The sequence below is a fragment of the Shewanella saliphila genome, assembly GCF_014648295.1.
Lineage (GTDB): Bacteria > Pseudomonadota > Gammaproteobacteria > Enterobacterales > Shewanellaceae > Shewanella > Shewanella saliphila.
Genome location: NZ_BMQV01000037.1, coordinates 25,578 through 50,933 on the forward strand (window position 1 = coordinate 25,578; position 25,356 = coordinate 50,933).

Sequence of the window (25,356 nt, forward strand, 5' to 3'; positions counted from 1 at the left end):
AGGATAAAATATGCAACAACGCTTACCTCTTTTGGCTAAACGAGCACTGTATGGTGCCATGTTAATTACAAGCACCTGCACTCCTTTTATGGCCGCTGCGGGTATGGAAGCTTTTAAGCCTGGCACAGTGATCACAGAGTACGGTAAAGTGGCTGCCATTGAGAGTAACTTGGCAATCCCCGCAGGAATGAAGTTTAAGGTGGCTTTTGATTTAGGTGCAGCGGCTAAACCCGGTGAGTTGAATCGTCGTATCGATACCCTTGCTCGTTTTATTAATATGCACGTAGCAGCAGGCGTTAAACTGGAAGATATTTCACTAGCGATGGTGGTGCATGGTCAAGCGGCAAGCGACATGACTCAAGAACACTACTATCAGATGCTAAATGCTGAAAAAAATAATGCTAATAAAGACCTGATTGCACAGTTGGTGAAAGTTGGGGTTAGGTTTTATGTGTGCGGTCAAACGGCGGCGTATTACGGCATGAGTCAAAAGGATTTATTACCTGGTGTTGACATGGCGTTGTCTGCGTTAACAGCCCATGCGGTATTAGCTCATGAAGGCTACAGTGTAAACCCATTTTAAACCCCAGTTAATTTTGTGCTTGGCTATTGTCAGTGGCTGGGGTTTGTTTAGGGGATTTAAGCCAGGTATCAGCGTAAGTGTTTAACGTATAACAAAGCAAACATCACTACATAATGCGATAAGGCCGTTTCTTATAGACACTCCTTATTGCTTGTAATGCATTCCCCTTACGCTGATCAAAAAGGTTTAATATTGCTCAAGGCACAGCAAGCATAAACTAGGATGAAGATTGTTCGGCATTAAGGTATAGGTTTTGTGGTGTTTGATTAACGTAGTCTTTTTATTACCTTGGCTCAGTAATAAGCCCTGAGTTAACGCAAGTTGAGCTACGATTTTTTCATCGCCACGTATGTACATTGAAATCGGCTTAACAATCTTGTCATCAGCAATGTGTTGATTAAACGCTGTGGCAGAGATAATTAAGCTAGATTGCCCATCACTGTCTAATTTAAGTTTAGCGTCTATATCAGTATCGGTGATGATAACCCATTGCTTAGCCGCTAATTCTGTTAATAAGTTTTTAAGCCCGGTACCTGTCGCAATAGGGCTGTTATTGGCTTGCTGATATTGGTCTGCAATGCAGGTGAGCAAACGTTTTAGTTGCGCCCCAGCCCCTTGGCTACGAGCTTGACGGATCCACGCGGTTAAGTCGTCGGCAACCAATTTAGAAAAACGCTTTGTTTTTAACGATTCAACCATCCAATTACATAAAAAATGGCTTTCTTGCGCAGGCGTGCGTTGGGCTTTGTGTTGTGATGCAGAGGTATTGATGGCATCAATGCCGGCAAGTGCTAATGCCAGTAAGGCTTGGTTATATGTTTCGGTGGTCATGTCAACAAATCGATAAAGTAGAATAGCGGCTAGTTTACCGTGCAACCGTTAATTGCTAAATAGATTTTTTTACAATGCGATGGCCGTTGTTGCATTTGCGGTTAACAACGGCCAAAAGTGGTTATTTTTGTGGTGGGAATTGCGCCAAAATTGCCGCAACGGTTTCGTTAATACCTTTGGCCTTATCTTCGCCGCCTTGATCAAAATGATACTGGCCATTACCGCGCCAAATTAAGCGCTTATCTGTTGAATCAACAATATCAATTTGGATCGTTTGGGTTTTGGCGATATTACTGCCAAGCGGGATCCCAATGCTGGTACCAAGACCAATACCGCCTTTAGAGCCCCAAGTGCCAGAGCCTAAACCGATTGAAAGGCTAGAGTCTTTTTCTTTATCTTGAGTGACAAACGCATAGTTAACTATAAAATCGCCACCCTCTGGTTGATAAACAAATCCCTGGTTTAACAAACTTTGCTTGATATCGGCGTTAATTCTGTCGGCTGTTAGTGGGTCATTCGTTTGTTCAACACTGAGTTGGCTAAACGTTTTAAGTGCAGAGAAATCGTAATTAACATCATAATCTTGTTTAGGCTTTGTTGTGCATGCCGCGAGGATAAATAAGCTACATATTATTAATGTCAGTCTGCGCCAGGTTGGACTGCTTCCTCTTAACATGGAACGCTTTGATGTTGTCATAAGACCTCCTAAAACGTGTAATAATGTACAAAATTAACTCAATTAGTATAACCTTAATATACAACGATTGTTGGCCTGTATATTTTTAGGCCTTTATGACTATATCGCATATCAATAAATAGTCTGCTTTTTATGTACAGGAGTTAATCTCACTGATGATGGAACAGTTAAGCTTTTTTGCGGTACCCAGCCCTTGTGTCGGTGTTTGTCAGTCTGACAGCCGCGGTTATTGTGTTGGGTGCCTGAGAAGCCGTGATGAGCGTTTCAATTGGATGAACTACAGTGAGTTACAAAAGCAAGATGTTATTCGATTATGCTTACAGCGCAAGCGTCGACGCCAATATGCAATGCATAAGGCTAAGCAACAAGAAATGCTTAACCAGCAAATCGCACATACAGCGCAATTAGATTTTGAAGATAACAACGACTCAGCCGCAGATGATGTTGATTTAGCGGGTTTTGATTTAGATGGTTAATATTTTTAGGTCGTTATAGCTTGGCTCGCTGTCAGTGAGGTGTTACTGGGCTTTCATCGCATGCCAAAACAATTTAAAGCTTGCACTGCGATGTTGTTCGTCACTACCGAGTTGTGGATTGTCTGTAAAGAAGCGGATAGCGGCTAAGTACTGCCCATGGCAGTTTTCGAGTAATAATTCGCTGGGGAAATTGGCAATAATGCCTTGCTGCTTGCCTTGCTCAATCAACTCAACCACAAAGCCTAAGATGCTTGTCATCGCTTGCTTTCTCACCGCAACATCAATATCGGCTGACATTGAATATTGTAAAAAGAATAATTGCTTAAGAGGTTGTGCGATAGCCCAATCAATGGCTTTTTGCCATAGGTTATGGGCGTCTTTTTCAATGTCACCAGACAACTGAGTATTGCTGACCATATTATTGGCAAACTCTTGTTTTATGGATAGAAACAATTGACTCATTATGTCATTTTTGGTCGGAAAATGATGAAATAATGTCCCGGTTGCCACTCCCGCAGCTTTGGCAATGGAGGCAGTTGATGTTGCATTAAAGCCTTTACTGACAAAAAGCAGCAATGCTGAGTCTAAAATAGCTTGTTTTTTATCTGTGGTGGTTGTGGTTTTACTGCTCATTAAGTCAAAAGTGCCTGTGGTTGAAAATGATTAGCTGCCCAGAAAATGTCTATGAACTGCCTGGGCAGCAGCGTTGTTAACGCAAGAAAAACTTCATTAATAGTCGTTGAATGAGCCCACCATAAGGAGGGTGCACAAACACGCCTGTGTTGATTTTACCACTGTTTAGCACCGTTTTAGCGTGACTAAAGGTTAAGAAACCTTCTTTACCATGGTAATGCCCCATGCCTGAAGGGCCGATACCGCCAAATGGCGCGTCGTCTGCCGCCACATGAAATACCGTGTCGTTAATACACACACCACCAGAATGGGTTTGCTGTAAAATATGGTGTTGGGTTTTATCATCGAAACTCATTATGTATAACGCCAGCGGCCTGTCTCCACGGTTAACATAACCAATGGCCTCTGACACATTTTGATAGCTAATAATGGGTAAGAGTGGCCCAAAAATCTCATCTTGCATCAACAACATGTCGTCTGTTGTGTCGGTAATCAGTTGCGTTGCTAATTTTCTGTTATCGGTAGAAATTGGGTCATCCGTTGCGGATATGACCTTTGCACCTTTTGCTTTAGCATCGTCAAGCACTTTCAATAAGCGCTGATATTGGCGGTCATTAATGACATTGCCGTAATCTTGGTTATTAACAAAATCAGGGTACATTTTGTTAAAACGAGCACGATAAGCTGCAATAAACGCATCTACTTTGTCGGCAGGGCAGAGCACATAATCAGGGGCCACACAGATTTGACCGGCATTTAAACATTTTCCAAAAATGAGTCGTTCAACAGCGGTGTCTATCGACATGTCGGGCGCAATAATCGCGGGCGATTTGCCACCTAGCTCCAACGTCACCGGCGTTAAGTTATCAGCTGCGGCACGCATAACATGTCGTCCAACAACGGTAGAGCCGGTAAATAAAATATGATCAAAAGGCAGAGATGAAAACTCTGCGGCAACTTCCGCTTCACCTTCAACAATAGCCACTTCAGAGGTATCAAAAATAGTGGCAAGTAATTGGCGTAACACGGCATTCGTTGCAGGAGTAAACTCAGACATTTTGAGCATGGCACCATTACCTGCGGCAATGGCGGTGACTAATGGCCCCATTGATAACATGATAGGGAAGTTCCACGGCACAATAATACCAATCACACCTAAAGGTTGATATTGCACTGACACTTTTGAGGGGGATAGCAACATGCCTGCATGACGACGGCTAGGTTTCATCCACGATTTAAGGTGCTTAATGGTGTAATTGATATTGTTAACGCACGGCATGATGTCTGAAATAACAGTGTCATTTGAAGACCTGTGACCATAATCTTGGTTAAGAGCTTCAATGATTGCTGGCTGACTCTCAAGTAATGCAAGTTTTAGTTGAGTTAATTTGTCAACGCGAGATTGATAACTTGGCGCGGGTTGAGATAAATAGCGGCTTCGTTGAGCGTCGAGTAATGGCGCGAGTGAGTTTACGGTTTGATCAACTGCCATGTTCATTATTGTTCTCCGGCTGAAAATATGAATCGGTTCGTTGTGCCTGATACTGAATGAGATGCCATATTGAGCTTAGTTGAAGCGCTTAAAAACAAACCGACTGATTAGTCGGTCTGATGTTAGGCGTTTTTTTGAACTAAAGCAAGTTTTCGGCATTGATTTGATTTTGATCACTAAAAATACTCAAATTAATGACTACACTTAAGTTGAAAGAGGGGGTTATTAACTGCGTGAATACAGTCTGTTGGCTGTGCAAGTTTAAGCTGGTTAACTGACTCTTTAGCTGTTCACGTTTAAGGAGGGTAGCAAAATGCGTACACGTAATATTTTATGGCCTACCGATTTTTCAGACACGGCGTCACATGCCTTACGATATGCCATTGAGATGGCAAATCTCTACAATGTAGGTATTCGTATTTTGAATGTGGTTGATCAACCTCTAGGTGACGAAAACTATATGGTGCTTGCGATTACACCTGAAGAGTTGGCTAAAACCATGGAAGATGCTGCCGCCAAGCAAATGCATGAATTATTAGCTCAGTTAAAAACCGATTTAAAAGTTGAAACAGTGATCCGTCGTGGTGATGCTGTGACCGAAATTTTAGCTGAAGCTAATGGTGAAAACATTGGTATGGTGGTAATTGCTAGCCACGGACGTACAGGCCTATCGCACTTTTTGCACGATAACGTTGCAGAAGAAGTGGCGAATAAAGCCAAATGCCCAGTGTTAGTGGTTAAATAAGCTTTAGAAGCTTGATCTTAGTTAATAATGCTGACCAGTCACCAGCGATGGGTGACCGGTCGCATTTGGCATCTCGATTAGAAAAGTGTCTGGTTGGTATTGCCCAAAACAGTTGTCTTTGTGTAAGCGATATGACGTTAAATCCAGTTTTGGCTATTACGGCTAACCGCATGTAGCGAACGGGAAATGATTTGATTAGCAATGTCGATAGGGATATAAGGAAACACCACACTGCCGCTGGCAAGACCGATTTCAATATAAGCTAAGTTTGCCCGTTTTTGTCCCTGTGTTTGAGTTATTTTGACGTGTTGTACTTTGTCAAAAGCAATGCGTTTCCATTGCCTGCCGAGTAAGCCTGTGTGCTGCCAGATTACCTGGTCTTCAATGACATATCCCCAATGTTTATAACGTAAATAAATAAGCCCAATAATCACCGACGTGGTTAGCCAGGTGGATTCAAAAAAGCTCAAACTACGTCCATCAAATCCGCCAGTGACCGATAACAATATGGCGATAGACAGTGGCAGTATGATCCGCCTTGTAAACCATTTTATGTGAATTGACCTGTAATTGGGTGGTAAAGCGCTTGCGCCGCCACTGAGATTGGGCATGGCCGTTAATATTGCTGCTACTTCGTTGGGTTTTACGCTGGGAATAAGCATATGCTGTTTGGTTTTTTGCTCAACCTCCTGGCCTTTGACTTGCTTAAAATACAGGGTCCAACGCTTAAGCAACCGAGCTAGCACAGGTTGCTTTGCCTGGATCAGCTGCACCCTTTTAATGGCTAATGCATCTTGTTGGTGTGAAATAACTCCGCCACTGCGTTGCAGGGTGTCGGTATGCCTATCGAGTTTGTAGGGGTGATATTTTAATACAGCGGCGATAATCGAAATAAGCGAAAACAGTCCGTATAAAAACAGCAAGCCAAGAATAAAAAACAAGCTTTGTAAGCCAATATTTTGATGGGTTTGGCTCTCAATCCACAGCCAAAATTGTTTGGCGATTGCTGAGTCAAACACCTTTTCCATATCGATTTGACCGATGATGGGCCCCGCAATTACCGCAAACCAAATAAAGTTGTTTTGATAAAAGCCAAACAGTAATAAATCACCCAGAGATTTACGCGTTACAGGAGTAGAGCTTTGCGTTTGAGCATCAAGTTGCGGCTCAATATTGGCTTGAGCGGACGACGGTGTCGTAAGCAATAAGCGTTTGAGCGTTTGCGCCTGTTCGATGTTTAACGCTGCGAGCTTGGCTTCATCTTTTTTCGACCCTGCGGTTTCTATTACCAATGTGCCAAGGGCGAGCGGTTTAAAATAAAAAGGTTGCTCGTAACGAATATTTTGAATTCTGCTAAGGGGGATTTCATCTTTTTTGGTAAAAAATAGTCCCCGCTTAACATCGAGTTTTTCCTCTGACAAACGAAAGCGAAATTTGTGCCACTCAATCACTGCAGCCACACTGACAAGCAGCACTATCACGCTTATCATCAACGCCAACCATTGCCCATCAAACCCTTGTTTCCAACCGGTATAAACGATTGGGATGATGGCAATACCATTACTGAGGATCCCTTTGAGTGCACCAATTACGTAGGTAATAATCGACCAGGGCGATAATGCTTGCCACTCTTTGAGCTGATTGGCGAGAGTGTCACTGCTGTGCTGCTCAGTCGTAGCAGCGGCTATAACATTGGGTTGTTTTATTGATTGAGGTGTTTTTGGCGACTCATCCATGAGGTGTGTCCTCACTTGATGTTTCGGCTTTAGCCGTGGTGAGTTGATGCTCCACATCTGCGCTGGTTTGCGTGTCATTTTCTGGTGAACTATCGCTGTCATTCTCAGGCTGTTCTATTATTGGCTGGTGGCTCGCTGCGGCTTTAGCTAACAGGTGCTGACGTAAATGTTCAGCCAGTTCAGCATTGAGTCCGGGCAAATCAATCTCTGCCACGCCACTGCCGGCACTAAAACATTTTAATGACACCAGATTAAATTTTCGCTCAGCCGGCCCTTGAGATAAATTCACGTGCTGCAGGCGGGTATAAGGTAGGGCAGTTGTTGACACCCAAAATAGCCCTTCACGGAACACCAGTTCATGCTCAAATACACCATAGGCAATCCGTTTGGCTTTCATATGGATAAGTTTAATGATAATCACTGCTAGCAATGCATAACCTGGCAATATGGATAAGGTCACACTCGTTGGAATATCGGGATTAATTAGGCCAAAAATGGTAATGCCTAAGGTGATTAACACCGCAATCGTAATGCTAATAATCAGCAGTAATTTGGGGTAGTTAGCATCGACGGCTTGCAGCGCTAACCTGGATAGTGGGATATATTGAGCCGGCCTGAGTATATGACCATGTTGGTAATGGTTTAATTCTGCCGCTGACTCAGCTGTTGAATCTGAGGCGTGTGCGATTAAAGGCTGGCTTTTTTGTGTCGGGTCCATGTTCATTATTATGTTATACCTTTGTTACCGTCTCCTTATCATACTGCCATGGTTTTGGGGCAATTTGCGACTAACAGGTTGTAAATGTTTATCTCAAACCGTAAATTTGATTATTGCTTAGCTGTTGATATTACTTGCATGCAGGGCAACACATGCAGTAATTTCAAATAAAGTCGTATTATTTATAGGGCGTTATATCGATGTTTTCTCAAGTTAACGTTATTAATAAATCGCAAAAAGCATTTTTGCGAAAGCTATATCTGGCACATCTACTCGATGAAGAGCAACATAATCTGTTAAGTCTACAAAAGTTAACAGGTATGCCAAGGCGTACCCTGCAAGATGCTATTGCAGCTTTTGCCGATATTGGTATTAAAGTTGATTTTATTCAGCAAGGGCAAAGGCATAATGAAGGACATTATCGAATTTCGACCTGGGGGCCGATCAGTAGCGCTTGGGTTAATAGTCATTTTGAACAAATTAAAGCCATTATTGAAGATGTAGAAACCCAAGAGTTAGCCTGCTAGTTCGAAAGGCGGCCCTGTTGTCTTAGTATGAGTTAATTATGACCATTCACATCTTATTGTTTGATAACCAAGGTCAACTATTGTCGCATGGCGACGAGCGTCTTATGGCGCAATACGAGCCAGAAAAACAGCGTATTTGGATTGACATCAGCGGCCCCAATAACCAAGCTTTTTTTCAAGCACATCCGCAATTTGGCATTGATAATCTTGATTTTGAAGAAGCGCATCGTGAACGTCACCCACCTCAAATTGAAGCCTATGCTCATCACGCATACTTATTGACGCATGAGTTAATGGAGCGAGAAGCCTATTTAATACTCGATAGAAGCCATTTACTGATGCACGTTAATCGTCAGTTTTTGATTACTCAGCATTTAAAGCCTTCAATTAGTGTGGCTAAAATTACCGAACAAGTCATGGCTAAGCAAAGCCTTGATAGCCCGGAAATGAGCTGGGTGTGTTTTGCGATTATGCGTCAAATAGTGACCGACTACTTAGCCGTTATGTTGGCATTAGAAGAACGCTTAAATGATATAGAAGACGAAATTTTTGATGCATCAACTGACGATTTACTTGCTGAGCTAATGGCATACAGCAGTAAATTACAAAAGGCAAAACGTTCATTTAGTTATCATGAAGAACTACTGCAACAACTGTTAGGTAATGATGGTGCTAAACACATTGAGTTTGACTATCAACAGTTAAGTTATTTGTATAATCAGTTTGAGCGATTATCGAGCCGCGCCAGTTTGTATCAAGGATTAGTGAGCAGTTTGATTAATGGCTTTATCTCTGTGAGCGCGCATAAAACCAACCGGGTAATGATGACGTTAACCTTGGTTACGGCCATATTTTTACCTTTAACGGTCATCGCGGGTATTTATGGGATGAACTTTGACAATATGCCAGAGCTAAAATGGTCTTATGGTTATTTTGCTGTGTTGCTGCTTATGGCGTTGATTGTGATTTTGGGGCTATGGTGGGCTAAAATAAAGCGCTGGTTTTAACTGTTTAATGAAATAGGAGGTAAAGTGTCTGGTTTGCAACAAGGGTTTGACTTTGAGGCACCTCAAGCCCAGTTAGATCTCGATACAGATGTTGATCATCCATTAACGCCACCTGTTACCTGGATTAAAGGCTTTTTGTCCGCTAAACAGCAGCAGTTGTTACTTAACGAAGTTGAACACTACCCGTTAGAAAAAGTGTCTATTGAAGTCTATGGTAAGCGGCATCCTATTCCGCGCACTCAAGCGTGGTTTGGCGATCCGGGTTGTGACTATCATTATTCTAAGTTACACATTAGCGCCTTGCCTTGGCCTAAGGTGTTAAGTCGTTTACGACAAAAACTGTTTACAGATCATCAAATACAAAGCAACACAGCGTTAGTCAATCGCTACGCAAATGGGCACGATTGCATGGGCTGGCACAGTGATGATGAACCCGAAATTATCGAGGGCTCAGCTATTGCCTCTGTCACTCTTGGAGCCTGTAGAGACTTTGTTGTGCGCCATAAAAAAACGCAAACCAAAGTGAATTTTGCCCTAGAGTCTGGAGATTTGTTGATTATGCACCCTGGCATGCAACAACACTGGCAACATGCTTTGCCTAAACGACTTAAAGTTACAGAGCCTAGAATCAACTTTACCTTTAGGCACATTATCCCCCATTACTATCGCTAAGCTTTACGGTAAATAGCATCACCTCAAGCCCCGTTAATGACAAAAACAATCTTTTATTGAACCTTGCCGCGGTGTGTTTACGTATCAATTGAGCATGAAACACGTAATCAGTGGTGCAATACATGAGCAACGTAAATGCTCCATCTTTACCGGCTAGTAAGGCAATTACCTCGGCAAAAAATGTTAGGGCACTTTATTGGCTTGGTGATGACTTACGCCTATCTGATAACGCCATATTTGCCGACATCGCTCAACATGCTCAACAACTGATGATTGTGTACTGTATCGATCCTCAATGGTTTAAGGGAGAGCAATATCAAGCCCAGTACCTAGGGCAACACAGGCTAAAATTTTTGCTAGAGTCGCTGCATGCTCTCGATGAAGCACTTAATCAATATGGTCAGCAATTGCATATTGTGTATGCTCAGGCGAAGCGTTGTCTGCCTCATTTAATCAGCACTCATGATATTACCCGAGTCTATCGAAGCCATCACAGCGGTGCAAATGAGCGAGCCGCTTGGCAAGCGATTCAACAACAATGTGCTACAGACATTGAATTTGTCAGCTGCACGACCCAAACCTTGTTTGATTTACCGCAACTGCCTTTTGAGTTGGACGCACTGCCACCCAGCTTTAGTCAGTTTAGAAAACGGGTTAAAGATAGCCATTTTGATGCAGCAAAAGAGCAAATATCTTGGTTACCACCAATGGTTGTGTTGCAGTCGCAAGATACATTATTGCAGTCGTGGTTATCTTATCCCGCCTGGCTGCCACAAACTCACATGTTGAATAACGTGTTTTGTGGCGGCGAAGCACAAGGGTTGTTACAACTAGACAGTTATTTTTCCTCTAAGTTAGCCCATAGCTATAAAATTGTTCGAAACGAATTAGCGGGCTGGGAGCACTCAACCAAGTTTTCCCCTTGGTTGGCAAATGGTTGTTTATCGGCTCGACAAGTGGTGTCGTCATTACGCCAATTTGAATCGCAACATGGTGCAAATGAGTCAAGCCAATGGATTGAATATGAACTGCTGTGGCGGGAGTATTTTCATTGGTATGGTCATAAGTTTAACAACAAGCTATTTTGCTTTTCAGGCATTAGCGGCAATAAACCACTAACCAGTTTTTATGCGCAGCGATTACAAGCCTGGAAAAGCGCAACAACCCCATATGCATTGGTGAATGCATTGATGACGCAATTAAACCAAACCGGTTATATGTCTAATCGTGGCAGACAAATTGTCGCCAGTTGTTTAATTCATGAATTGCAATGCGATTGGCGCTACGGTGCAGCCTATTTTCAGCAACAACTCATTGATTATGACGTTGCAATTAATTGGGGTAATTGGCAATACCTAGCAGGTGTGGGCGCAGATCCTCGAGGGGGTAGACGGTTTAATCTTGCCAAGCAACAACAAACTTACGACCCTCAAGGAAAATTTATCAATGCCTGGCTGGGTAGAGAAAACCTGCCGCAAAGGGGCAGTGAGTATGATGTCGAACTCGATTATGTCGATATAGCCGATTGGCCAACAACATGAACATGTGGGTTGGATTTAAGTTGCGGTAAATTTGTGCACCAGTAATAAGTTTTAGTTTGCTTGTTTGACCTTTATTCGGCAAACCAGTACCCTGCGATTTCATTGATATGGATTAATAAGAGTATCACTATGTCTGTCGAACAAATCATTACAGATAAATTGAGTCAAGCCTTTACGCCATTGCACCTTGAAGTGATTAATGAAAGTAATCGTCATCATGTGCCACCTAATTCAGAGACCCATTTTAAAGTCGTTGTTGTCAGCGATAAATTTAGCGAGCAGCGTTTATTAGCTCGTCATCGTTTAGTTAATCAAGCCTTAGCTGATGAATTAGCTAATGGTGTGCATGCATTATCAATTAATGTTTACACTGAAGCTGAATGGCAAGCCTTGGACGAAGTGCCTAAAACGCCTAACTGTAAAGGATAGCGTGATTGTCGCGGTCACTATTGCTGAGCAATAGCGTGTCTTTAAATATGACTGCGACAAATGGATTGTTAAAAATAATAATCCAATCAACATTATATATGGTAAAGCCTCACAAGTTGTGAGGCTTTTTTATTTGTTATTGAGACAGACATCGTTGTTAGTTGTTATTGTTATGTTAAGGTGATATTTATGTGATTATTGTTCAAATCAGTGATCTATTTTAGTCCGTTATCAATGACAGAAAGTAAGGATTTCATCATGGGGAAGTTGAAACTGTACTGCGGGTTATTGGGATTGTTGTTGCTGTCCAGTTGTCAGCAGCCACCTGCAAACACAGTGACTAAAACTCAAACTGCTACGTCTCATCAAGCAATTGAATGGCGTTTAGCAACATCTTGGCCTAAAAACCTTGCCGGATTAGGCATGGCACCTGAGCGATTTGCGCAACTGGTTGAGCAAATGTCTAATGGTCGCTTAGTGATTCATGTTTATGGAGCAGGCGAGTTAATGCCAGCCTTGTCTGTATTTGATGGCGTAAGCAAAGGTACGGTGCAAATGGGTCACAGTGCGGCGCATTACTGGAAAGGAAAAGCACCAGCATCGCAGTTTTTCTCATCAATTCCTTTTGGTTTAAATGCCCAGCAAATGAATGCTTGGCTGCACCATGGCGGCGGAATTGAATTATGGCAAGAGGTTTATCAGCCTTTTGGTATTTTGCCGCTAGCGGGGGGAAATACGGGCATGCAAATGGGAGGCTGGTTTAATAAACCCATTATGTCTCCAGCAGATTTGAAAGGCCTTAAAATGCGTTTGCCTGGTATTGGCAGTAAGGTATTAAAGAAACTGGGTGGGGTCCCGGTTGACGAGTTAGCTGGACGTGAGCTGTACAGTGCATTGCAAACAGGTGCCATTGACGCGGCAGAGTGGGTGGGCCCTTATAACGATTTACCACTCGGGCTACATCAAGTTGCTAAGTATTACTATTATCCTGGTTGGCATGAACCTGGTTCTTCAATGGAGTTTTTAGTTAATCAACAAGCGTTTTCAGCGTTACCAGCCGATTTACAAGCGATTGTAAAAGTGGCGGCTAGAGCGATAAACCAAGATATGCTCGATGATTATACCCAAGGCCACATTGCAGCAATGGACACCTTAATCAGTGAACATAATGTGCAAGTAACCCCTTTTCCACCAGAGGTTATAGCAGCATTAAAACAGGCTAGGGATGAAGTATTAACAGAAGAAGCCGCAAAAGACCCAATGTTTAATAAAGTATTACAAGCTTATTTAGCCAACGAGGCTGCGGTTAAACGTTATTTTCACTATACCGAAGACGCGCTTAATTAATGTCAAAATAACCTTGCAAGCTCAATCGTTCTTAAGATGAATAAAACGATATAAACTCAGGCTGTGACGTTGGCAGATAAGTGATACTATTTCGTTATTCGATCGTATATTGTCAAAATCATTTTATATTCTGGGAGAGAGCAATGCCTTTATTAGACAGTTTTACCGTAGATCATACTCGTATGAATGCTCCAGCTGTGCGCGTTGCAAAACACATGAGCACGCCAAGTGGCGACGCGATTACCGTGTTTGACTTACGTTTTTGCGCACCCAATAAAGATATTTTAAGCGAGCGCGGTATTCATACGCTGGAGCATTTATTTGCCGGCTTTATGCGCGACCATTTAAATGGTGATGGTGTTGAGATTATCGATATTTCGCCAATGGGCTGTCGTACCGGTTTTTATATGAGCTTAATTGGCCAACCAACAGAGAGCGCTGTTGCTGACGCATGGCTTGCTGCAATGGGTGATGTAACCAATGTGGTTGAGCAAAAAGACATTCCAGAACTTAATGAATACCAATGTGGTACTTATGAGATGCATTCGCTTAGTGAAGCACAAGATATTGCTCGAATGATTATCGCTGCAGGTGTTAGTGTCAATCTAAATGATGACTTAAAATTGAGTGATGAGATTTTAGGTAATCTCTAAACTGATCTCTACTCTTATAAAAAGCGGCTTCGGCCGTTTTTTTTGTTACTAAAATCGCATTTTGTGGGGGAAACGTTATCGGCATGCTGTTTTTATGTCACTGAAACCGTTATTGTATCGGCATAATAACAAATATGATGTTTATTTTGGCTTGACCAGACAAATATACGGAGATAATTATGTCTAACCATCCATTTAGCCTGTCAGTGATTGCCGTTGCAGTCCTTTTTGCTTGTCACTCTTCTGATGCCGCTGCCGAAACGGTCACGGAATCAATCGATACAGTCAATAATCACCTAGAGTTAAAGCAGCCTACTCAAAGCGCGTTTCATTATCGTCAAAGTGATATCGCTATTGGGTTAACAGGCGCGACAGTGCTCCCGACGGCAACAAATGAAGACGTTGAACTAATGCATCGTGGTGTGTCAGACGGTGTGGCGGTTATGCAAGATGGTATTTTCTTTTCTCCGGCGCCTTATTCAGGTCAAAATTTAGTGATTCAACCGAATATGCTGCATCAGCAGAGTGTCACCTTGTCGAGTATGACCAGTATTGTCGACGGTTCAGAAGCTTCATTTGGTAAGCTTGAATATCAATCCGCTGCGATTAGCCCCAAAAAGAACGCGGGTGAGTTTAACGTAGAAATGAACGATAACAGCGACTTTAGTGTCGGTGGGATCGCTAGTGGAACCACCAAAGAATACGGCATGCTTCTGGCGCTTGATTATCAATCGGCATCAGATGAGGTGGGTTACCAAGTTGATCGCGATGCAGACGCAACTCAAACTGACCTTATGTTTAAAATTACCGCCGACAGCTTGCCTGGCGCAAAAAATAAACAAACCACAGAATTTAGCTATCAATACTCGAGTAAAGATAGCGACATCGGATCGCTTGGTTTAACCAACACTGATTTTGACCAAGATCCTGGTAAACTTTATTCTGCTGCTAATATTGATATGGAAGAAACAGAGCGTAATCGCTATGTGTTAGCCCATAAGCTTTATTTGTCGAAAACCTCAACAGTCGATACCGACTTTTATTACCAAACCTATTCACAAAAAACCGTCGACATGTTGTATGTTGATGGTGACACGATTAATTCACTCCTGTTAAGCAACATTGCCGCATTTGAAGTCAATCCAACCACTGATGGCATGAATTTAGGCGCCTTATCGCAAGATAACGATTTTGCAGGTTTTGGTGTGCAAACTAAAGGCGTGAATATGTATGGCCAACATCAAGTGACTTATAGCGCTCGTTATCATACTGACAAAGCCGAAATGGAATTAGGTGGCCAAGATTGGTTATGGAATCAAGATTTATCATTAACTTCTGTCAGTGATAAAGAAGCGTTTGCAGTATACACCGATGAAGCTTCGGCATTTTCATCTGCTGTGGATGCAAAATTAAATTATGGCGACTGGTCGATAAACCTTGGCCTAGGTTATGAGCATGTCAGTGTGTCTCGCGATGTCAGTGATGATTACGATCTTACTGAAGCTGACTTTTCTGATGATGGCTGGATGCCTTCAATTGAAGTGGCTTACACTACAGGTGCATGGTCTGCAGCATTACAAGCTAAACAAGCTTGGACAGCGGCTTCAGCGGGTAATTTAGAGCAAAGCGCCCAAGAGGCGTTGCAATATCAACTTTCATTAGCGTATCAACAAGGTACTCTCGCGCTGGCAATGACCGCTTATTTGCATGATTACGATAATCAACATATTGGTTGTATGTTTGGCATGATTTGCGATTACGAGCAAATTGCATTGCAAGAAAACATCGAAGATGTGACGGTGACAGGCATCGACTTATCGGCTGAGTATAGCCTAGCGTTTGACAGTTTTTCGATTCCATTTAAAGCAAAATATCAATACACCCAAGCAGAAACAGATATTGGATATTGTTCAAATAGCAATGGCTGCTTTGACGGCGATAGCCAATTACCCTGGGTACCTAAGCAGCAGTTTAGTTTCAGCTCGGGTGTCGTCGTGGGGGATGTATCTGTAATGGCACAGGCGCTGTTCCAATCAGAATTAGAATATGAAGGCAACCTTGCCGCAATTGAGCCAATCGACAGCCAATGGAAAATCAATTTAGCCGCCACTTACAGTATTACTCAGCAGCATGAAGTGTATTTACGAGTTGAAAACCTATTTGACGAAACTTTAGTGGCAAACCGAACGTTAGCAGGCCTTCAAGCCCAGTCAGAAATGACCGCGTATTTAGGGTATCAAGCTCGTTTTTAAGCATTTTTAGACAGAAGTTTGTTAAATTTTTGAGCCTATATCAATAGCCCAAGCACATTTTTTGCTTGGGCTATTGTGTGTTTGGCTGCGGTTAAATGATATAAATTATTTCTATAAAAATTAATGCTATAGTATGCCAAATCAAAAAATAGCCATTATCTTTTTGTATTGTGCTGTTATTTATTAAATTTGAGTTAAATGTTGCCGATTCGCGAGGGCATTGGTTTGAAAACACCTATTATTTTCGTGGCGATAGTCTCATATTTACGGTAAAATGCGCGCGACCAGCGTGATTTCGATCGCATTTCCGTGTTAAATCTGCGCTAGCTCAAATGGCAAGTATTTGTTAATACTTTGTTTTTGTAGCGGAACGTGGCGCATTGTCTTTCCTTCAAACGTAGTGCTTGTGGATATGATTACAATTAAGAAAGGATTGGAACTGCCTATAGCAGGCGGACCAGAGCAAGTTATCCATAATGGCCCAGCCATTGGACACGTAGCTACTTTGGGTGAAGAGTATATTGGCTTACGTCCAACGATGAAGATCAAAGTGGGCGATAAAGTACAAAAAGGCCAGGTTCTTTTTGAAGATAAAAAGAATTTAGGCGTTAAATATACGGCTTTAGCCAGTGGTACTATTTTAGAAATCAACCGAGGTGCAAGACGTGTACTTCAATCTGTAGTTATTGCTGTAGAAGGTGACGATAATGTTGCTTTTGCTCAATATGATGCAGACAAATTAGACACGTTAGATGTACAAGCCGTTCGCGATAATCTGATTGAATCAGGTTTGTGGACTGCATTACGTACTCGCCCTTTCAGTAAAGTGCCCGCCGTAGATGCTACTGCAGCAGGTATTTTCGTTACTGCAATAGATACTCAACCTCTTGCTGCCGATCCTGTGGTAGTCATCGCTGAACATAAAGACGATTTTGCTAATGGCCTTAAGGTATTAGCACGATTAACTGAAGGTAAAGTTTACCTATGTAAAGCGCCTGGTGCTGATATCCCTGCAGCTAACGCTCAAGTTGAAGAATTTGCGGGTAAACACCCTGCAGGTTTAGTGGGTACCCACATTCATCACGTACTTAATGCTTCTGCTACTCGTAGTGTGTGGCATGTTGGTTACCAAGACGTGATTGCAATTGGCCAACTATTTACTCAAGGTGTATTAAACACTGAGCGAGTAGTGGCAATTGGCGGCCCTAAAGCAAAACAACCTCGTTTAGTGCGTACCGTGTTAGGTGCAAGCATGGCTGAGCTTACTGCTGATGAAACAGTAGGTGAAGGTGTTCGTATCGTTTCTGGTTCGGTATTAAATGGCCGCACTGCAGTAGGACCTCATGCTTATTTAGGTCGCTACCATCAACAGGTGAGTGTACTTGAAGAAGGCACTGAGAAAGAATTGTTTGGTTGGGCGATGCCTGGTGCCGACAAATTCTCTATCACTCGTGCATTTTTAGGTCACCTAAGCCCATCACGTCTGTTTAATATGACCACCAGTACTGGCGGTTCTGATCGTGCAATGGTACCGATTGGTAACTACGAACGCGTGATGCCTTTAGACATTCTACCTACCATGCTACTTCGTGATCTTGTCTCTGGGGACTTTGATGGCGCAGCTCGTTTAGGCGCATTAGAGTTGGACGAAGAAGACTTGGCATTGTGTACGTTCGTATGTCCTGGTAAGTATGACTACGCTTCATATTTACGTGACTGTCTAGATACGATCGAGAGGGAAGGCTAATGAGCTTGAAAGATTTTATCGAGCGTATTGAACCGCAATTTGAAAAAGGCGGTAAGTACGAAAAGTGGTATGCCCTTTATGAAGCGGCAGCCACGGTATTTTATACTCCAGGTAAAGTGAACCATGGTTCAACTCATGTTCGCGATAACCTTGACCTAAAACGTATGATGATTACGGTTTGGGCTTGTACGTTTCCTGCCATGTTTTTTGGTATGTACAACGTAGGCTTACAAGCACAAGTCGCTATGGCCGCCGGTTTCGGTACCCCTGACGTTTGGCAGGTTGGCCTATTTGAATTATTTGGTGCACAACTTACTGCAGATTCAGGTATTGCATCGCTGATGTTTTATGGTGCCTGCTTCTTCCTACCGATATACGCAGTGACATTTATTGTCGGCGGTTTCTGGGAAGTGCTGTTTGCCTCGGTGCGTGGTCATGAAGTTAACGAAGGCTTCTTCGTTACATCTGTACTGTTTGCGTTAACCTTACCGGCAACGATTCCGTTATGGATGGTGGCATTAGGTATTACCTTTGGTGTGGTGGTCGCAAAAGAAATCTTCGGCGGTACAGGTCGTAACTTCTTAAACCCAGCATTAGCGGGCCGTGCATTCTTGTTCTTTGCCTATCCATTAAGCATGTCAGGCGATACCTCTTGGGTTGTTGCTGATGGGTTTTCGGGTGCAACAGCATTAAGCCAAGCCGCACAAGGCACATTTGATTACAGCTCAAATGCAAACTGGTTAGACGCCTTTATGGGCTTTATTCCTGGTTCTGTAGGTGAGGTATCAACCTTTGCTATTTTGCTTGGTGGTTTAGTGATCATTTATGCTCGCATCGCGTCATGGCGCATTGTGGGTGGCGTATTGTTAGGCATGGTTGCGATTGCAACGTTGCTGAACGTTATCGGCAGTGACACCAACGCCATGTTTGCAATGCCTTGGCACTGGCACTTAGTGTTAGGTGGTTTTGCATTCGGTATGATGTTTATGGCGACAGACCCTGTTTCTGCGTCGTTCACAAATACTGCAAAATGGGCTTACGGTTTCTTAATCGGTGCGATGGTAGTGTTTATCCGCGTGATTAACCCTGCGTTCCCAGAAGGTATGATGTTAGCTATTTTGTTTGCTAACCTTTTTGCTCCTTTATTTGACCACTTCGTTGTACAGGCAAATATCAAGCGGAGGATTGCTCGTGGCTAGTAATAAAGATTCGTTCGGTAGAACGCTATTTGTTGTTGTCGGCTTATGTCTTGTTTGTTCTGTATTGGTATCGACAGCAGCTGTGTTGTTAAAACCGACTCAGTTAGAAAACAAACTGTTAGATAAGCAAAAGTATATTCTTGAATCGGCAAGCCTGATTAATACCAAAGAAGGTAATGTCACTAAGCAAGATATTCTTACCACTTATGACAAGTATGTTGAAGCACGTTTAGTTGATCTTGCAACAGGTGAGTTTGTTGAAGGTGACGCCAATGCTTACGATCAACGTAAAGCATCGCGTGATGTGGCAACTTCGTCTATTCCTGAAAACGACATCGCTTCAATTAAGCGCGTAGCTGACACTGCGGTTGTGTACTTGGTGCGTGATGATGCTGGCAAGTTAACCAGTGTTATTTTCCCTGTTCACGGTTACGGATTGTGGTCAACCATGTATGCATTTTTGGCTTTAGAAGCTGACTTAAACACGATTCAAGGCCTAGTGTATTATGACCAAGGCGAAACACCGGGTTTAGGTGGTGAAGTAGAAAATCCAAAATGGAAAGCATTATGGACAGGCAAACAGTTATTTGATGCTCAAGGCGACTTAGCTATCAGCGTAACTAAAAATCCTGCAGTGGCGAGTACGGTTCACGGTGTGGATGCATTATCTGGTGCAACCTTAACCAGTAACGGTGTTCAACACTCATTGCAGTTTTGGTTAGGTAAAGAAGGCTTTGCAAGCTTTATCGCTAAAGCACGCAACGGAGGGTTAAGCTAATGGCTGACGTTAAAGAACTTAAACAGGTTCTGACTGGACCGATTATCAATAACAACCCAATTGCATTGCAAATTTTGGGTGTGTGTAGTGCACTTGCTGTGACGACTAAGCTGGAAACAGCGTTGGTAATGACCATTGCACTAACAGCGGTAACAGCGTTTTCTAACCTGTTTATCTCACTTATTCGTAATCATATTCCAAGCAGTGTACGTATTATTGTGCAGATGACGATTATTGCTTCTTTGGTAATCGTAGTTGATCAAGTATTACAAGCTTATGCATACGGGATTTCTAAACAGTTATCGGTTTTCGTAGGTTTGATTATTACTAACTGTATTGTAATGGGTCGTGCTGAAGCTTATGCAATGAAGACGCCTCCTTTGATGAGCTTTATGGACGGTATCGGTAACGGTTTAGGTTACGGTGCTATCTTATTATCAGTAGGCTTTATTCGTGAATTATTCGGTAATGGTTCGTTATTTGGCGTAGAAATCCTCAGTAAAATCTCTGACGGTGGTTGGTACCAGCCTAACGGCTTATTACTGCTTCCACCTAGTGCGTTCTTCTTGATCGGTGGTTTGATCTGGATGATCCGTACTTATAAGCCAGAGCAAGTAGAAGCAAAAGGATAAACGCAATGGAACATTATATTAGTTTATTAATTCGCTCCGTTTTCATTGAAAACATGGCGCTAGCGTTCTTCTTAGGTATGTGTACTTTTTTAGCTGTGTCTAAAAAAGTGACTACTGCGATGGGCCTAGGTGTTGCAGTTATCGTGGTATTGGCTATCTCGGTTCCTGCTAACCAAATTATTTATCAAGGTTTACTTGCTCCTGGTGCTTTAGCTTGGGCTGGCGTACCAGATGCTGATTTGAGCTTCTTGAAGTTCATCACCTTTATCGGTGTGATTGCAGCACTTGTACAAATTTTGGAAATGGCGTTAGACAAATATTTCCCACCTTTGTACAACGCGTTAGGTATTTTCTTACCTTTGATTACCGTGAACTGTGCAATTTTTGGTGCAGTATCTTTCATGGTAGAACGTGATTACAACCTAGGCGAGAGCGTGGTATTTGGTATCGGCTCTGGTATTGGTTGGGCATTAGCAATTGTATTGCTGGCCGGTATTCGCGAAAAGATGAAATATTCTGACGTGCCAAATGGCTTACGTGGCTTAGGTATTACCTTTGTTACTGCTGGCCTTATGGCTCTAGGTTTCATGTCATTCTCTGGTGTTTCTCTTTAAGAGCATTGAGACGACGCATTAATTTGAACCTTTAAGGATAAGTGAATGGGTATTCTTGAATCTACTCCAATAGATGTTTATCTAGGTGTGAGTATGTTTACTGTGATTGTATTAGTGTTGGTATTAGTGATTTTATTCGCTAAATCAAAACTAGTAGCCAGCGGTGATATCACGATTGGTATCAACGGCGACACAGATAAAGCAATTAAAACAGGTGCAGGCGGCAAGTTACTTGGCGTATTAGCAGACAACGGTATTTTTGTATCAAGCGCGTGTGGTGGCGGTGGCTCATGTGGTCAGTGTCGCGTAAACATCAAATCAGGTGGTGGCGATATTTTACCAACTGAACTTGATCACATTAGCAAAGGTGAAGCACGTCAAGGTTGTCGTTTATCTTGTCAGGTTAACGTTAAAACTGACATGGAAATCGAACTTGACGAAGAAATCTTCGGCATCAAGAAATGGGAATGTGAAGTTATCTCTAACGATAACAAAGCGACGTTCATTAAAGAACTTAAGCTGCAAATTCCTGATGGCGAATCAGTGCCTTTCCGCGCCGGTGGTTATATTCAGATTGAAGCTCCCGCTCACCATGTTAAATATGCTGAGTTTGAAGTGCCTGAACAATACCGTGGCGACTGGGAACACTTTGGTTTCTTCAAGTTAGAGTCAAAAGTAGACGAAGAAACCATTCGTGCATACTCAATGGCTAACTACCCAGAAGAGTTTGGGATTATTATGTTGAACGTGCGTATTGCTACGCCACCGCCACGTAATTTAACCCTACCTTGTGGTAAAATGTCTTCGTACATTTGGAGCCTCAAAGCTGGCGATAAAGTGACAATTTCTGGTCCATTTGGTGAGTTCTTCGCTAAAGATACTGATGCAGAAATGGTCTTTATTGGTGGTGGTGCTGGTATGGCACCAATGCGTTCACACATTTTTGACCAATTAAAGCGTCTTAAATCAAAACGTAAAATGAGCTTCTGGTACGGTGCGCGTTCTAAGCGTGAAATGTTCTACGTTGAAGACTTTGACGGCCTAGCAGCTGAAAATGATAACTTTAAGTGGCATGTAGCGTTATCTGATCCGCAGGCTGAAGATAATTGGACTGGCTACACAGGCTTTATCCATAACGTATTGTACGAAAACTACTTACGTGACCACGATGCGCCAGAAGATTGTGAGTTCTACATGTGTGGACCTCCAATGATGAACGCTGCCGTGATTGGTATGCTAAAAGACTTAGGCGTTGAAGACGAAAACATCTTACTCGATGATTTCGGTGGCTAATGAGTTAACTCATTACATTGACAAGTAAGTCATGAAATTGCAGCAATGCAGACAAGGTGATAAACACAGGTCTGCAAGCTGCAATTTTTTTTATTCATTCAACCAGTGTAAATATGAAATGACCGTGAATGCTATCAAGTTATTAATTACATCATTATTGTTACTGGGCATGAGTGCTTGTAGCTCACCAGAACCCATTATTGCGCTATCTGGCAGTACGATGGGGACCACTTATCATGTCAAAGTTGTGCCAGGCAACAACTTGCCTGAGGCGCAGTTATTACAAGCTGAAATCGATATGGCGTTAGATGTGGTTAACGATCAAATGTCGACGTACCGTAATGATTCTGAATTGTCTAAATTTAACCAATTACAGGTGCAACAAAGCGTTAAAGTGTCTGCAGATACACTCAAAGTTGTTAACGAAGGCATACGCTTATATCAAGACACCGACGGGGCACTAGACATAACCTTAGGGCCAATAGTGAATTTATGGGGCTTTGGTCCAGACAAAAGGCCGACGACAGTGCCTACGCAGTCGCAAATCGATGCCGCAAAAGCCAAAATGGGTATCAGTGAGCTGGCCATTAAAGGGCAAACTTTAGTTAAGCATAATGCAGATTTGTATGTTGATTTATCATCAATAGCCAAAGGTTTTGGCGTTGATAAAATCGCTGCTATTTTAGACAAGTATCAGGCCAGTGGTTATTTGGTTGAAATTGGCGGTGAGCTAAACGTAAAAGGTAAAAAAGCCGATGGAAGCGCATGGCGCATTGCTGTTGAGCAGCCTACAGATGGCGGTCAGGCCGTGCAGCAAGTGATTGAACCCGGTACTATGTCAATGGCAACATCAGGCGATTATCGTAACTTTTATGAGGAAAATGGCGAACGTTTTTCACATTTAATCGATCCTCGTAACGGATATCCTATTAAGCATAAACTTGCCTCTGCAACCGTGCTACACTCTAGCTGTATGACCGCAGATGGATATGCCACTGCCATGATGGTGTTAGGTACACAAGCTTCGTTGGCGCTTGCTAAAGAGAAAAATTTAGCAATCATGCTGATTGAAAAGCAAGATCAAGGTTTTCAGGTCTATTACAGTGATGCTTTTAAAGCATATGTAAAATAGGGTTATATTACTGATTTTTACGTCAGGCCTAAAATTGAGTTAATTGGAGTTAGTTATGAGTACATTTTTAGCAGCGTTTGTGGTGTTGTTATTATTTTTCTTGTTAATGTCTGTTGGTTATATCGTGAAAAAGAAAGCGGTAGAAGGCAGTTGTGGTGGCTTGGGTGTGCTTGGTATTGAAAAAGCCTGTGATTGTGACAACCCATGTGATGCGCGTAAACTCCGCATGCAAAAAGAACAAGAGCGCAAAGAGATGCTGAATCAAAACCGAATTATTTAATCTTTTTGATCTCAGCTAATGCTTACAATGTAAAGAGCCTTCATTTTGAAGGCTTTTTTTGTGGGCGTTTTATCGCACTAGAGTTACAAACCTTAGTTATAATGATAATGGTTATCAATTGTAAGTTGATGAAATTAAAGTAAAATTTGCGTTTGTCTCTACAGTGTTTTATGCTATTAAAAATTGATCGAGATCAAATTATTCACCAAGGGACATTACTATGAAAGGTCATCCTAAAGTCATCAGTCAACTCAATCGTGTACTGACGTGTGAGCTAACGGCTATTAACCAGTATTTTTTACATGCACGCATGTTTAAACATTGGGGATTAGAGAAGCTAAATGAAAAAGAGTACAAAAAATCGATTGAAGACATGAAGCATGCTGACAAGTTGATTGAACGAGTATTGTTTCTTGAAGGTTTGCCTAACTTACAACAATTAGACAAGTTGCGTATTGGCGAAGATGCAGAAGAAATGCTCAGCTGTGATATGGCTGCCGTCACTGAACAAATTGCCATATTACGTGAAGCGATTAATGTATGCGAAATAGAGCAAGACTATGTCAGCCGTGACATGCTTGAAGAGCTGCTCGAAGACGAAGAAGAACATTTAGATTGGATTGAGTCACAACAAGGGCTCATCGTCCAAACCGGTATTCAAAACTATCTTCAATCTCAAATTAACGACTAATAGGATTTATCATGAAAGGCAATCCAGAAGTTATCGACGCCCTAAACCTACTGTTAACTGGCGAACTATCGGCAATGGACCAGTATTTTGTTCATGCTCATATGTACGAAGATTGGGGATTTAACGAATTATATACCCGTATTTTGCATGAGTCTGACGATGAAAAATTGCATGCGGCAAAGCTTGTTCAGCGCATTTTGTTTTTAGAAGGCACTCCAGATGTTGCTAGCCGTGAAGCATTAAACATCGGTAAAGATGTGCAAGAAATGCTAAAAAATGACCTAGATTACGAATACAAAGTGGCAGACGATTTACGCCGAGTGATAAAGCTGTGCGAAGAAAAAGCAGATTATCAAACCCGTGAAATCTTAGAAGTGTTGTTAGATGACACTGAATCAGACCATATGTACTGGTTAGAAAAGCAATTACGGTTAATTGACCGTGTTGGCTTGCAAAACTACCTACAAAAGCAAATGTAATTTATTGCTTTATGTAATGTAAACGACTTAAAGCCCAACTCTGTTTGGGCTTTTTTGTTTGCCCAGCGAAGCTGGCAAACCCGTCAGGTTGAAAGAAACCTGAATCACCCCGACTGAGGGGAAGATAATCCGAATGGCAAGGGCGTTGCTGGCCAACGGCAGGGTCTGAAGG

Annotated in this window: 27 protein-coding genes; 21 read left to right on the top strand and 6 right to left on the bottom strand. The window is 42.4% G+C overall.

What is annotated here, in order from left to right; all coding sequences use genetic code 11:
* Positions 1-10 precede the first annotated feature (10 nt).
* On the top strand, positions 11-583 hold the full coding sequence (locus IEY48_RS15385) for a DsrE family protein (RefSeq protein WP_188921892.1): 573 nt from the start codon (positions 11-13) through the stop codon (positions 581-583).
* Positions 584-769: 186 nt separating this feature from the next.
* Here IEY48_RS15385 and IEY48_RS15390 read toward each other — a convergent pair whose 3' ends face one another.
* Together IEY48_RS15390 and IEY48_RS15395 are read right to left on the bottom strand one after the other, a co-directional pair.
* Positions 770-1,414, bottom strand: a complete 645-nt coding sequence (locus tag IEY48_RS15390; protein WP_188921894.1) for a DUF2913 family protein — start codon at positions 1,412-1,414, stop codon at positions 770-772.
* 121 nt (positions 1,415-1,535) lie between these two features.
* On the bottom strand, positions 1,536-2,111 hold the full coding sequence (locus IEY48_RS15395; RefSeq protein ID WP_373293743.1) for a DUF4136 domain-containing protein: 576 nt from the start codon (positions 2,109-2,111) through the stop codon (positions 1,536-1,538).
* 158 nt (positions 2,112-2,269) lie between these two features.
* Between IEY48_RS15395 and IEY48_RS15400 the strand changes: the two genes are divergently transcribed.
* Positions 2,270-2,587: a DUF1289 domain-containing protein gene (locus tag IEY48_RS15400; RefSeq protein ID WP_188921942.1), complete on the top strand. Its 318-nt coding sequence runs from the start codon at positions 2,270-2,272 to the stop codon at positions 2,585-2,587.
* Positions 2,588-2,629: 42 nt separating this feature from the next.
* Here IEY48_RS15400 and IEY48_RS15405 read toward each other — a convergent pair whose 3' ends face one another.
* Together IEY48_RS15405 and IEY48_RS15410 are read right to left on the bottom strand one after the other, a co-directional pair.
* Positions 2,630-3,220 (bottom strand): TetR/AcrR family transcriptional regulator, encoded by a 591-nt coding sequence (locus IEY48_RS15405; RefSeq protein ID WP_188921896.1) that lies wholly within the window; start codon positions 3,218-3,220, stop codon positions 2,630-2,632.
* Between the two features lie 76 nt (positions 3,221-3,296).
* Positions 3,297-4,718, bottom strand: a complete 1,422-nt coding sequence (locus IEY48_RS15410; RefSeq protein WP_188921898.1) for a coniferyl aldehyde dehydrogenase — start codon at positions 4,716-4,718, stop codon at positions 3,297-3,299.
* Between the two features lie 307 nt (positions 4,719-5,025).
* Between IEY48_RS15410 and IEY48_RS15415 the strand changes: the two genes are divergently transcribed.
* A complete protein-coding gene (locus IEY48_RS15415) occupies positions 5,026-5,457 on the top strand; it encodes a universal stress protein (RefSeq protein WP_188921900.1) in 432 nt (143 codons plus the stop codon).
* Between the two features lie 137 nt (positions 5,458-5,594).
* Here the strand turns inward: IEY48_RS15415 and IEY48_RS15420 are convergent, their stop codons facing one another.
* Together IEY48_RS15420 and IEY48_RS15425 are read right to left on the bottom strand one after the other, a co-directional pair.
* The gene (locus tag IEY48_RS15420) at positions 5,595-7,193 is read right to left on the bottom strand and encodes a PH domain-containing protein (RefSeq protein WP_188921902.1); all 1,599 of its coding nucleotides are present in this window, start codon (positions 7,191-7,193) and stop codon (positions 5,595-5,597) included.
* Positions 7,186-7,917 (bottom strand): PH domain-containing protein, encoded by a 732-nt coding sequence (locus IEY48_RS15425; protein ID WP_188921905.1) that lies wholly within the window; start codon positions 7,915-7,917, stop codon positions 7,186-7,188. The genes IEY48_RS15420 and IEY48_RS15425 overlap by 8 nt, the downstream gene beginning before the upstream one ends.
* Before the next feature lie 194 nt (positions 7,918-8,111).
* Here IEY48_RS15425 and IEY48_RS15430 point away from each other — a divergent pair, with 194 nt between their 5' ends.
* The 18 genes from IEY48_RS15430 (at position 8,112) to bfr (IEY48_RS15515) (ending at position 25,184) form a co-directional block, all read left to right on the top strand.
* The gene (locus IEY48_RS15430) at positions 8,112-8,438 is read left to right on the top strand and encodes a winged helix-turn-helix domain-containing protein (RefSeq protein ID WP_188921907.1); all 327 of its coding nucleotides are present in this window, start codon (positions 8,112-8,114) and stop codon (positions 8,436-8,438) included.
* Between the two features lie 38 nt (positions 8,439-8,476).
* The gene (locus IEY48_RS15435; protein ID WP_188921908.1) at positions 8,477-9,445 is read left to right on the top strand and encodes a magnesium transporter CorA family protein; all 969 of its coding nucleotides are present in this window, start codon (positions 8,477-8,479) and stop codon (positions 9,443-9,445) included.
* A 24-nt stretch (positions 9,446-9,469) separates the two neighbouring features.
* The gene (locus IEY48_RS15440; RefSeq protein ID WP_229786512.1) at positions 9,470-10,117 is read left to right on the top strand and encodes an alpha-ketoglutarate-dependent dioxygenase AlkB family protein; all 648 of its coding nucleotides are present in this window, start codon (positions 9,470-9,472) and stop codon (positions 10,115-10,117) included.
* A gap of 122 nt (positions 10,118-10,239) precedes the next feature.
* Positions 10,240-11,658: a DASH family cryptochrome gene (locus IEY48_RS15445; RefSeq protein ID WP_188921910.1), complete on the top strand. Its 1,419-nt coding sequence runs from the start codon at positions 10,240-10,242 to the stop codon at positions 11,656-11,658.
* A 129-nt stretch (positions 11,659-11,787) separates the two neighbouring features.
* Positions 11,788-12,087 carry a BolA family protein gene (locus IEY48_RS15450; RefSeq protein ID WP_188921912.1) on the top strand — a complete coding sequence of 100 codons (300 nt, stop codon included), beginning with the start codon at positions 11,788-11,790 and terminating at the stop codon, positions 12,085-12,087.
* 258 nt (positions 12,088-12,345) lie between these two features.
* Positions 12,346-13,434, top strand: coding sequence for a TRAP transporter substrate-binding protein (locus IEY48_RS15455; RefSeq protein WP_188921914.1), 1,089 nt, complete (start codon positions 12,346-12,348; stop codon positions 13,432-13,434).
* Between the two features lie 143 nt (positions 13,435-13,577).
* Positions 13,578-14,087: an S-ribosylhomocysteine lyase gene (luxS, locus tag IEY48_RS15460; RefSeq protein ID WP_188921916.1), complete on the top strand. Its 510-nt coding sequence runs from the start codon at positions 13,578-13,580 to the stop codon at positions 14,085-14,087.
* Between the two features lie 179 nt (positions 14,088-14,266).
* On the top strand, positions 14,267-16,339 hold the full coding sequence (locus tag IEY48_RS15465; protein ID WP_188921918.1) for a TonB-dependent receptor: 2,073 nt from the start codon (positions 14,267-14,269) through the stop codon (positions 16,337-16,339).
* Between the two features lie 412 nt (positions 16,340-16,751).
* Positions 16,752-18,086 carry a Na(+)-translocating NADH-quinone reductase subunit A gene (locus IEY48_RS15470; RefSeq protein WP_188921920.1) on the top strand — a complete coding sequence of 445 codons (1,335 nt, stop codon included), beginning with the start codon at positions 16,752-16,754 and terminating at the stop codon, positions 18,084-18,086.
* The gene (locus tag IEY48_RS15475; protein ID WP_188921922.1) at positions 18,086-19,285 is read left to right on the top strand and encodes an NADH:ubiquinone reductase (Na(+)-transporting) subunit B; all 1,200 of its coding nucleotides are present in this window, start codon (positions 18,086-18,088) and stop codon (positions 19,283-19,285) included. The genes IEY48_RS15470 and IEY48_RS15475 overlap by 1 nt, the downstream gene beginning before the upstream one ends.
* Positions 19,278-20,063 (top strand): Na(+)-translocating NADH-quinone reductase subunit C, encoded by a 786-nt coding sequence (locus IEY48_RS15480; RefSeq protein ID WP_188921924.1) that lies wholly within the window; start codon positions 19,278-19,280, stop codon positions 20,061-20,063. Before IEY48_RS15475 ends, IEY48_RS15480 begins: the two co-directional genes overlap by 8 nt.
* On the top strand, positions 20,063-20,695 hold the full coding sequence (locus IEY48_RS15485) for an NADH:ubiquinone reductase (Na(+)-transporting) subunit D (RefSeq protein ID WP_188921926.1): 633 nt from the start codon (positions 20,063-20,065) through the stop codon (positions 20,693-20,695). The genes IEY48_RS15480 and IEY48_RS15485 overlap by 1 nt, the downstream gene beginning before the upstream one ends.
* A 5-nt stretch (positions 20,696-20,700) precedes the next feature.
* Positions 20,701-21,309, top strand: coding sequence for an NADH:ubiquinone reductase (Na(+)-transporting) subunit E (nqrE, locus tag IEY48_RS15490; protein ID WP_160055340.1), 609 nt, complete (start codon positions 20,701-20,703; stop codon positions 21,307-21,309).
* A 45-nt stretch (positions 21,310-21,354) separates the two neighbouring features.
* Entirely contained in the window at positions 21,355-22,602 is a 1,248-nt protein-coding gene (gene nqrF / locus IEY48_RS15495; protein ID WP_188921928.1) for an NADH:ubiquinone reductase (Na(+)-transporting) subunit F, read from the top strand.
* Positions 22,603-22,720: 118 nt separating this feature from the next.
* Complete coding sequence (locus IEY48_RS15500) at positions 22,721-23,734, top strand: FAD:protein FMN transferase (protein WP_188921930.1); 1,014 nt, start codon at positions 22,721-22,723, stop codon at positions 23,732-23,734.
* A 55-nt stretch (positions 23,735-23,789) separates the two neighbouring features.
* Entirely contained in the window at positions 23,790-24,014 is a 225-nt protein-coding gene (gene nqrM / locus IEY48_RS15505) for a (Na+)-NQR maturation NqrM (RefSeq protein ID WP_188921932.1), read from the top strand.
* A gap of 220 nt (positions 24,015-24,234) precedes the next feature.
* On the top strand, positions 24,235-24,705 hold the full coding sequence (gene bfr, locus IEY48_RS15510) for a bacterioferritin (protein WP_188921934.1): 471 nt from the start codon (positions 24,235-24,237) through the stop codon (positions 24,703-24,705).
* Positions 24,706-24,716: 11 nt separating this feature from the next.
* Positions 24,717-25,184 (top strand): bacterioferritin, encoded by a 468-nt coding sequence (gene bfr / locus IEY48_RS15515; RefSeq protein ID WP_188921936.1) that lies wholly within the window; start codon positions 24,717-24,719, stop codon positions 25,182-25,184.
* The last annotated feature ends 172 nt before the right edge of the window (positions 25,185-25,356 follow it).

Excerpts from the sequence above, each read along its gene's own strand:
- IEY48_RS15385 (WP_188921892.1), top strand. The coding sequence starts at position 11 with ATGCAACAACGCTTACCTCTTTTGGCTAAACGAGCACTGTATGGTGCC.
- IEY48_RS15390 (WP_188921894.1), bottom strand. The coding sequence starts at position 1,414 with ATGACCACCGAAACATATAACCAAGCCTTACTGGCATTAGCACTTGCC.
- IEY48_RS15395 (WP_373293743.1), bottom strand. The coding sequence starts at position 2,111 with ATGACAACATCAAAGCGTTCCATGTTAAGAGGAAGCAGTCCAACCTGG.
- IEY48_RS15400 (WP_188921942.1), top strand. The coding sequence starts at position 2,270 with ATGGAACAGTTAAGCTTTTTTGCGGTACCCAGCCCTTGTGTCGGTGTT.
- IEY48_RS15405 (WP_188921896.1), bottom strand. The coding sequence starts at position 3,220 with ATGAGCAGTAAAACCACAACCACCACAGATAAAAAACAAGCTATTTTA.
- IEY48_RS15410 (WP_188921898.1), bottom strand. The coding sequence starts at position 4,718 with ATGAACATGGCAGTTGATCAAACCGTAAACTCACTCGCGCCATTACTC.
- IEY48_RS15415 (WP_188921900.1), top strand. The coding sequence starts at position 5,026 with ATGCGTACACGTAATATTTTATGGCCTACCGATTTTTCAGACACGGCG.
- IEY48_RS15420 (WP_188921902.1), bottom strand. The coding sequence starts at position 7,193 with ATGGATGAGTCGCCAAAAACACCTCAATCAATAAAACAACCCAATGTT.
- IEY48_RS15425 (WP_188921905.1), bottom strand. The coding sequence starts at position 7,917 with ATGAACATGGACCCGACACAAAAAAGCCAGCCTTTAATCGCACACGCC.
- IEY48_RS15430 (WP_188921907.1), top strand. The coding sequence starts at position 8,112 with ATGTTTTCTCAAGTTAACGTTATTAATAAATCGCAAAAAGCATTTTTG.
- IEY48_RS15435 (WP_188921908.1), top strand. The coding sequence starts at position 8,477 with ATGACCATTCACATCTTATTGTTTGATAACCAAGGTCAACTATTGTCG.
- IEY48_RS15445 (WP_188921910.1), top strand. The coding sequence starts at position 10,240 with ATGAGCAACGTAAATGCTCCATCTTTACCGGCTAGTAAGGCAATTACC.
- IEY48_RS15450 (WP_188921912.1), top strand. The coding sequence starts at position 11,788 with ATGTCTGTCGAACAAATCATTACAGATAAATTGAGTCAAGCCTTTACG.
- IEY48_RS15455 (WP_188921914.1), top strand. The coding sequence starts at position 12,346 with ATGGGGAAGTTGAAACTGTACTGCGGGTTATTGGGATTGTTGTTGCTG.
- luxS (WP_188921916.1), top strand. The coding sequence starts at position 13,578 with ATGCCTTTATTAGACAGTTTTACCGTAGATCATACTCGTATGAATGCT.
- IEY48_RS15465 (WP_188921918.1), top strand. The coding sequence starts at position 14,267 with ATGTCTAACCATCCATTTAGCCTGTCAGTGATTGCCGTTGCAGTCCTT.
- IEY48_RS15470 (WP_188921920.1), top strand. The coding sequence starts at position 16,752 with ATGATTACAATTAAGAAAGGATTGGAACTGCCTATAGCAGGCGGACCA.
- IEY48_RS15475 (WP_188921922.1), top strand. The coding sequence starts at position 18,086 with ATGAGCTTGAAAGATTTTATCGAGCGTATTGAACCGCAATTTGAAAAA.
- IEY48_RS15485 (WP_188921926.1), top strand. The coding sequence starts at position 20,063 with ATGGCTGACGTTAAAGAACTTAAACAGGTTCTGACTGGACCGATTATC.
- nqrE (WP_160055340.1), top strand. The coding sequence starts at position 20,701 with ATGGAACATTATATTAGTTTATTAATTCGCTCCGTTTTCATTGAAAAC.
- nqrF (WP_188921928.1), top strand. The coding sequence starts at position 21,355 with ATGGGTATTCTTGAATCTACTCCAATAGATGTTTATCTAGGTGTGAGT.
- IEY48_RS15500 (WP_188921930.1), top strand. The coding sequence starts at position 22,721 with ATGACCGTGAATGCTATCAAGTTATTAATTACATCATTATTGTTACTG.
- nqrM (WP_188921932.1), top strand. The coding sequence starts at position 23,790 with ATGAGTACATTTTTAGCAGCGTTTGTGGTGTTGTTATTATTTTTCTTG.
- bfr (WP_188921934.1), top strand. The coding sequence starts at position 24,235 with ATGAAAGGTCATCCTAAAGTCATCAGTCAACTCAATCGTGTACTGACG.
- bfr (WP_188921936.1), top strand. The coding sequence starts at position 24,717 with ATGAAAGGCAATCCAGAAGTTATCGACGCCCTAAACCTACTGTTAACT.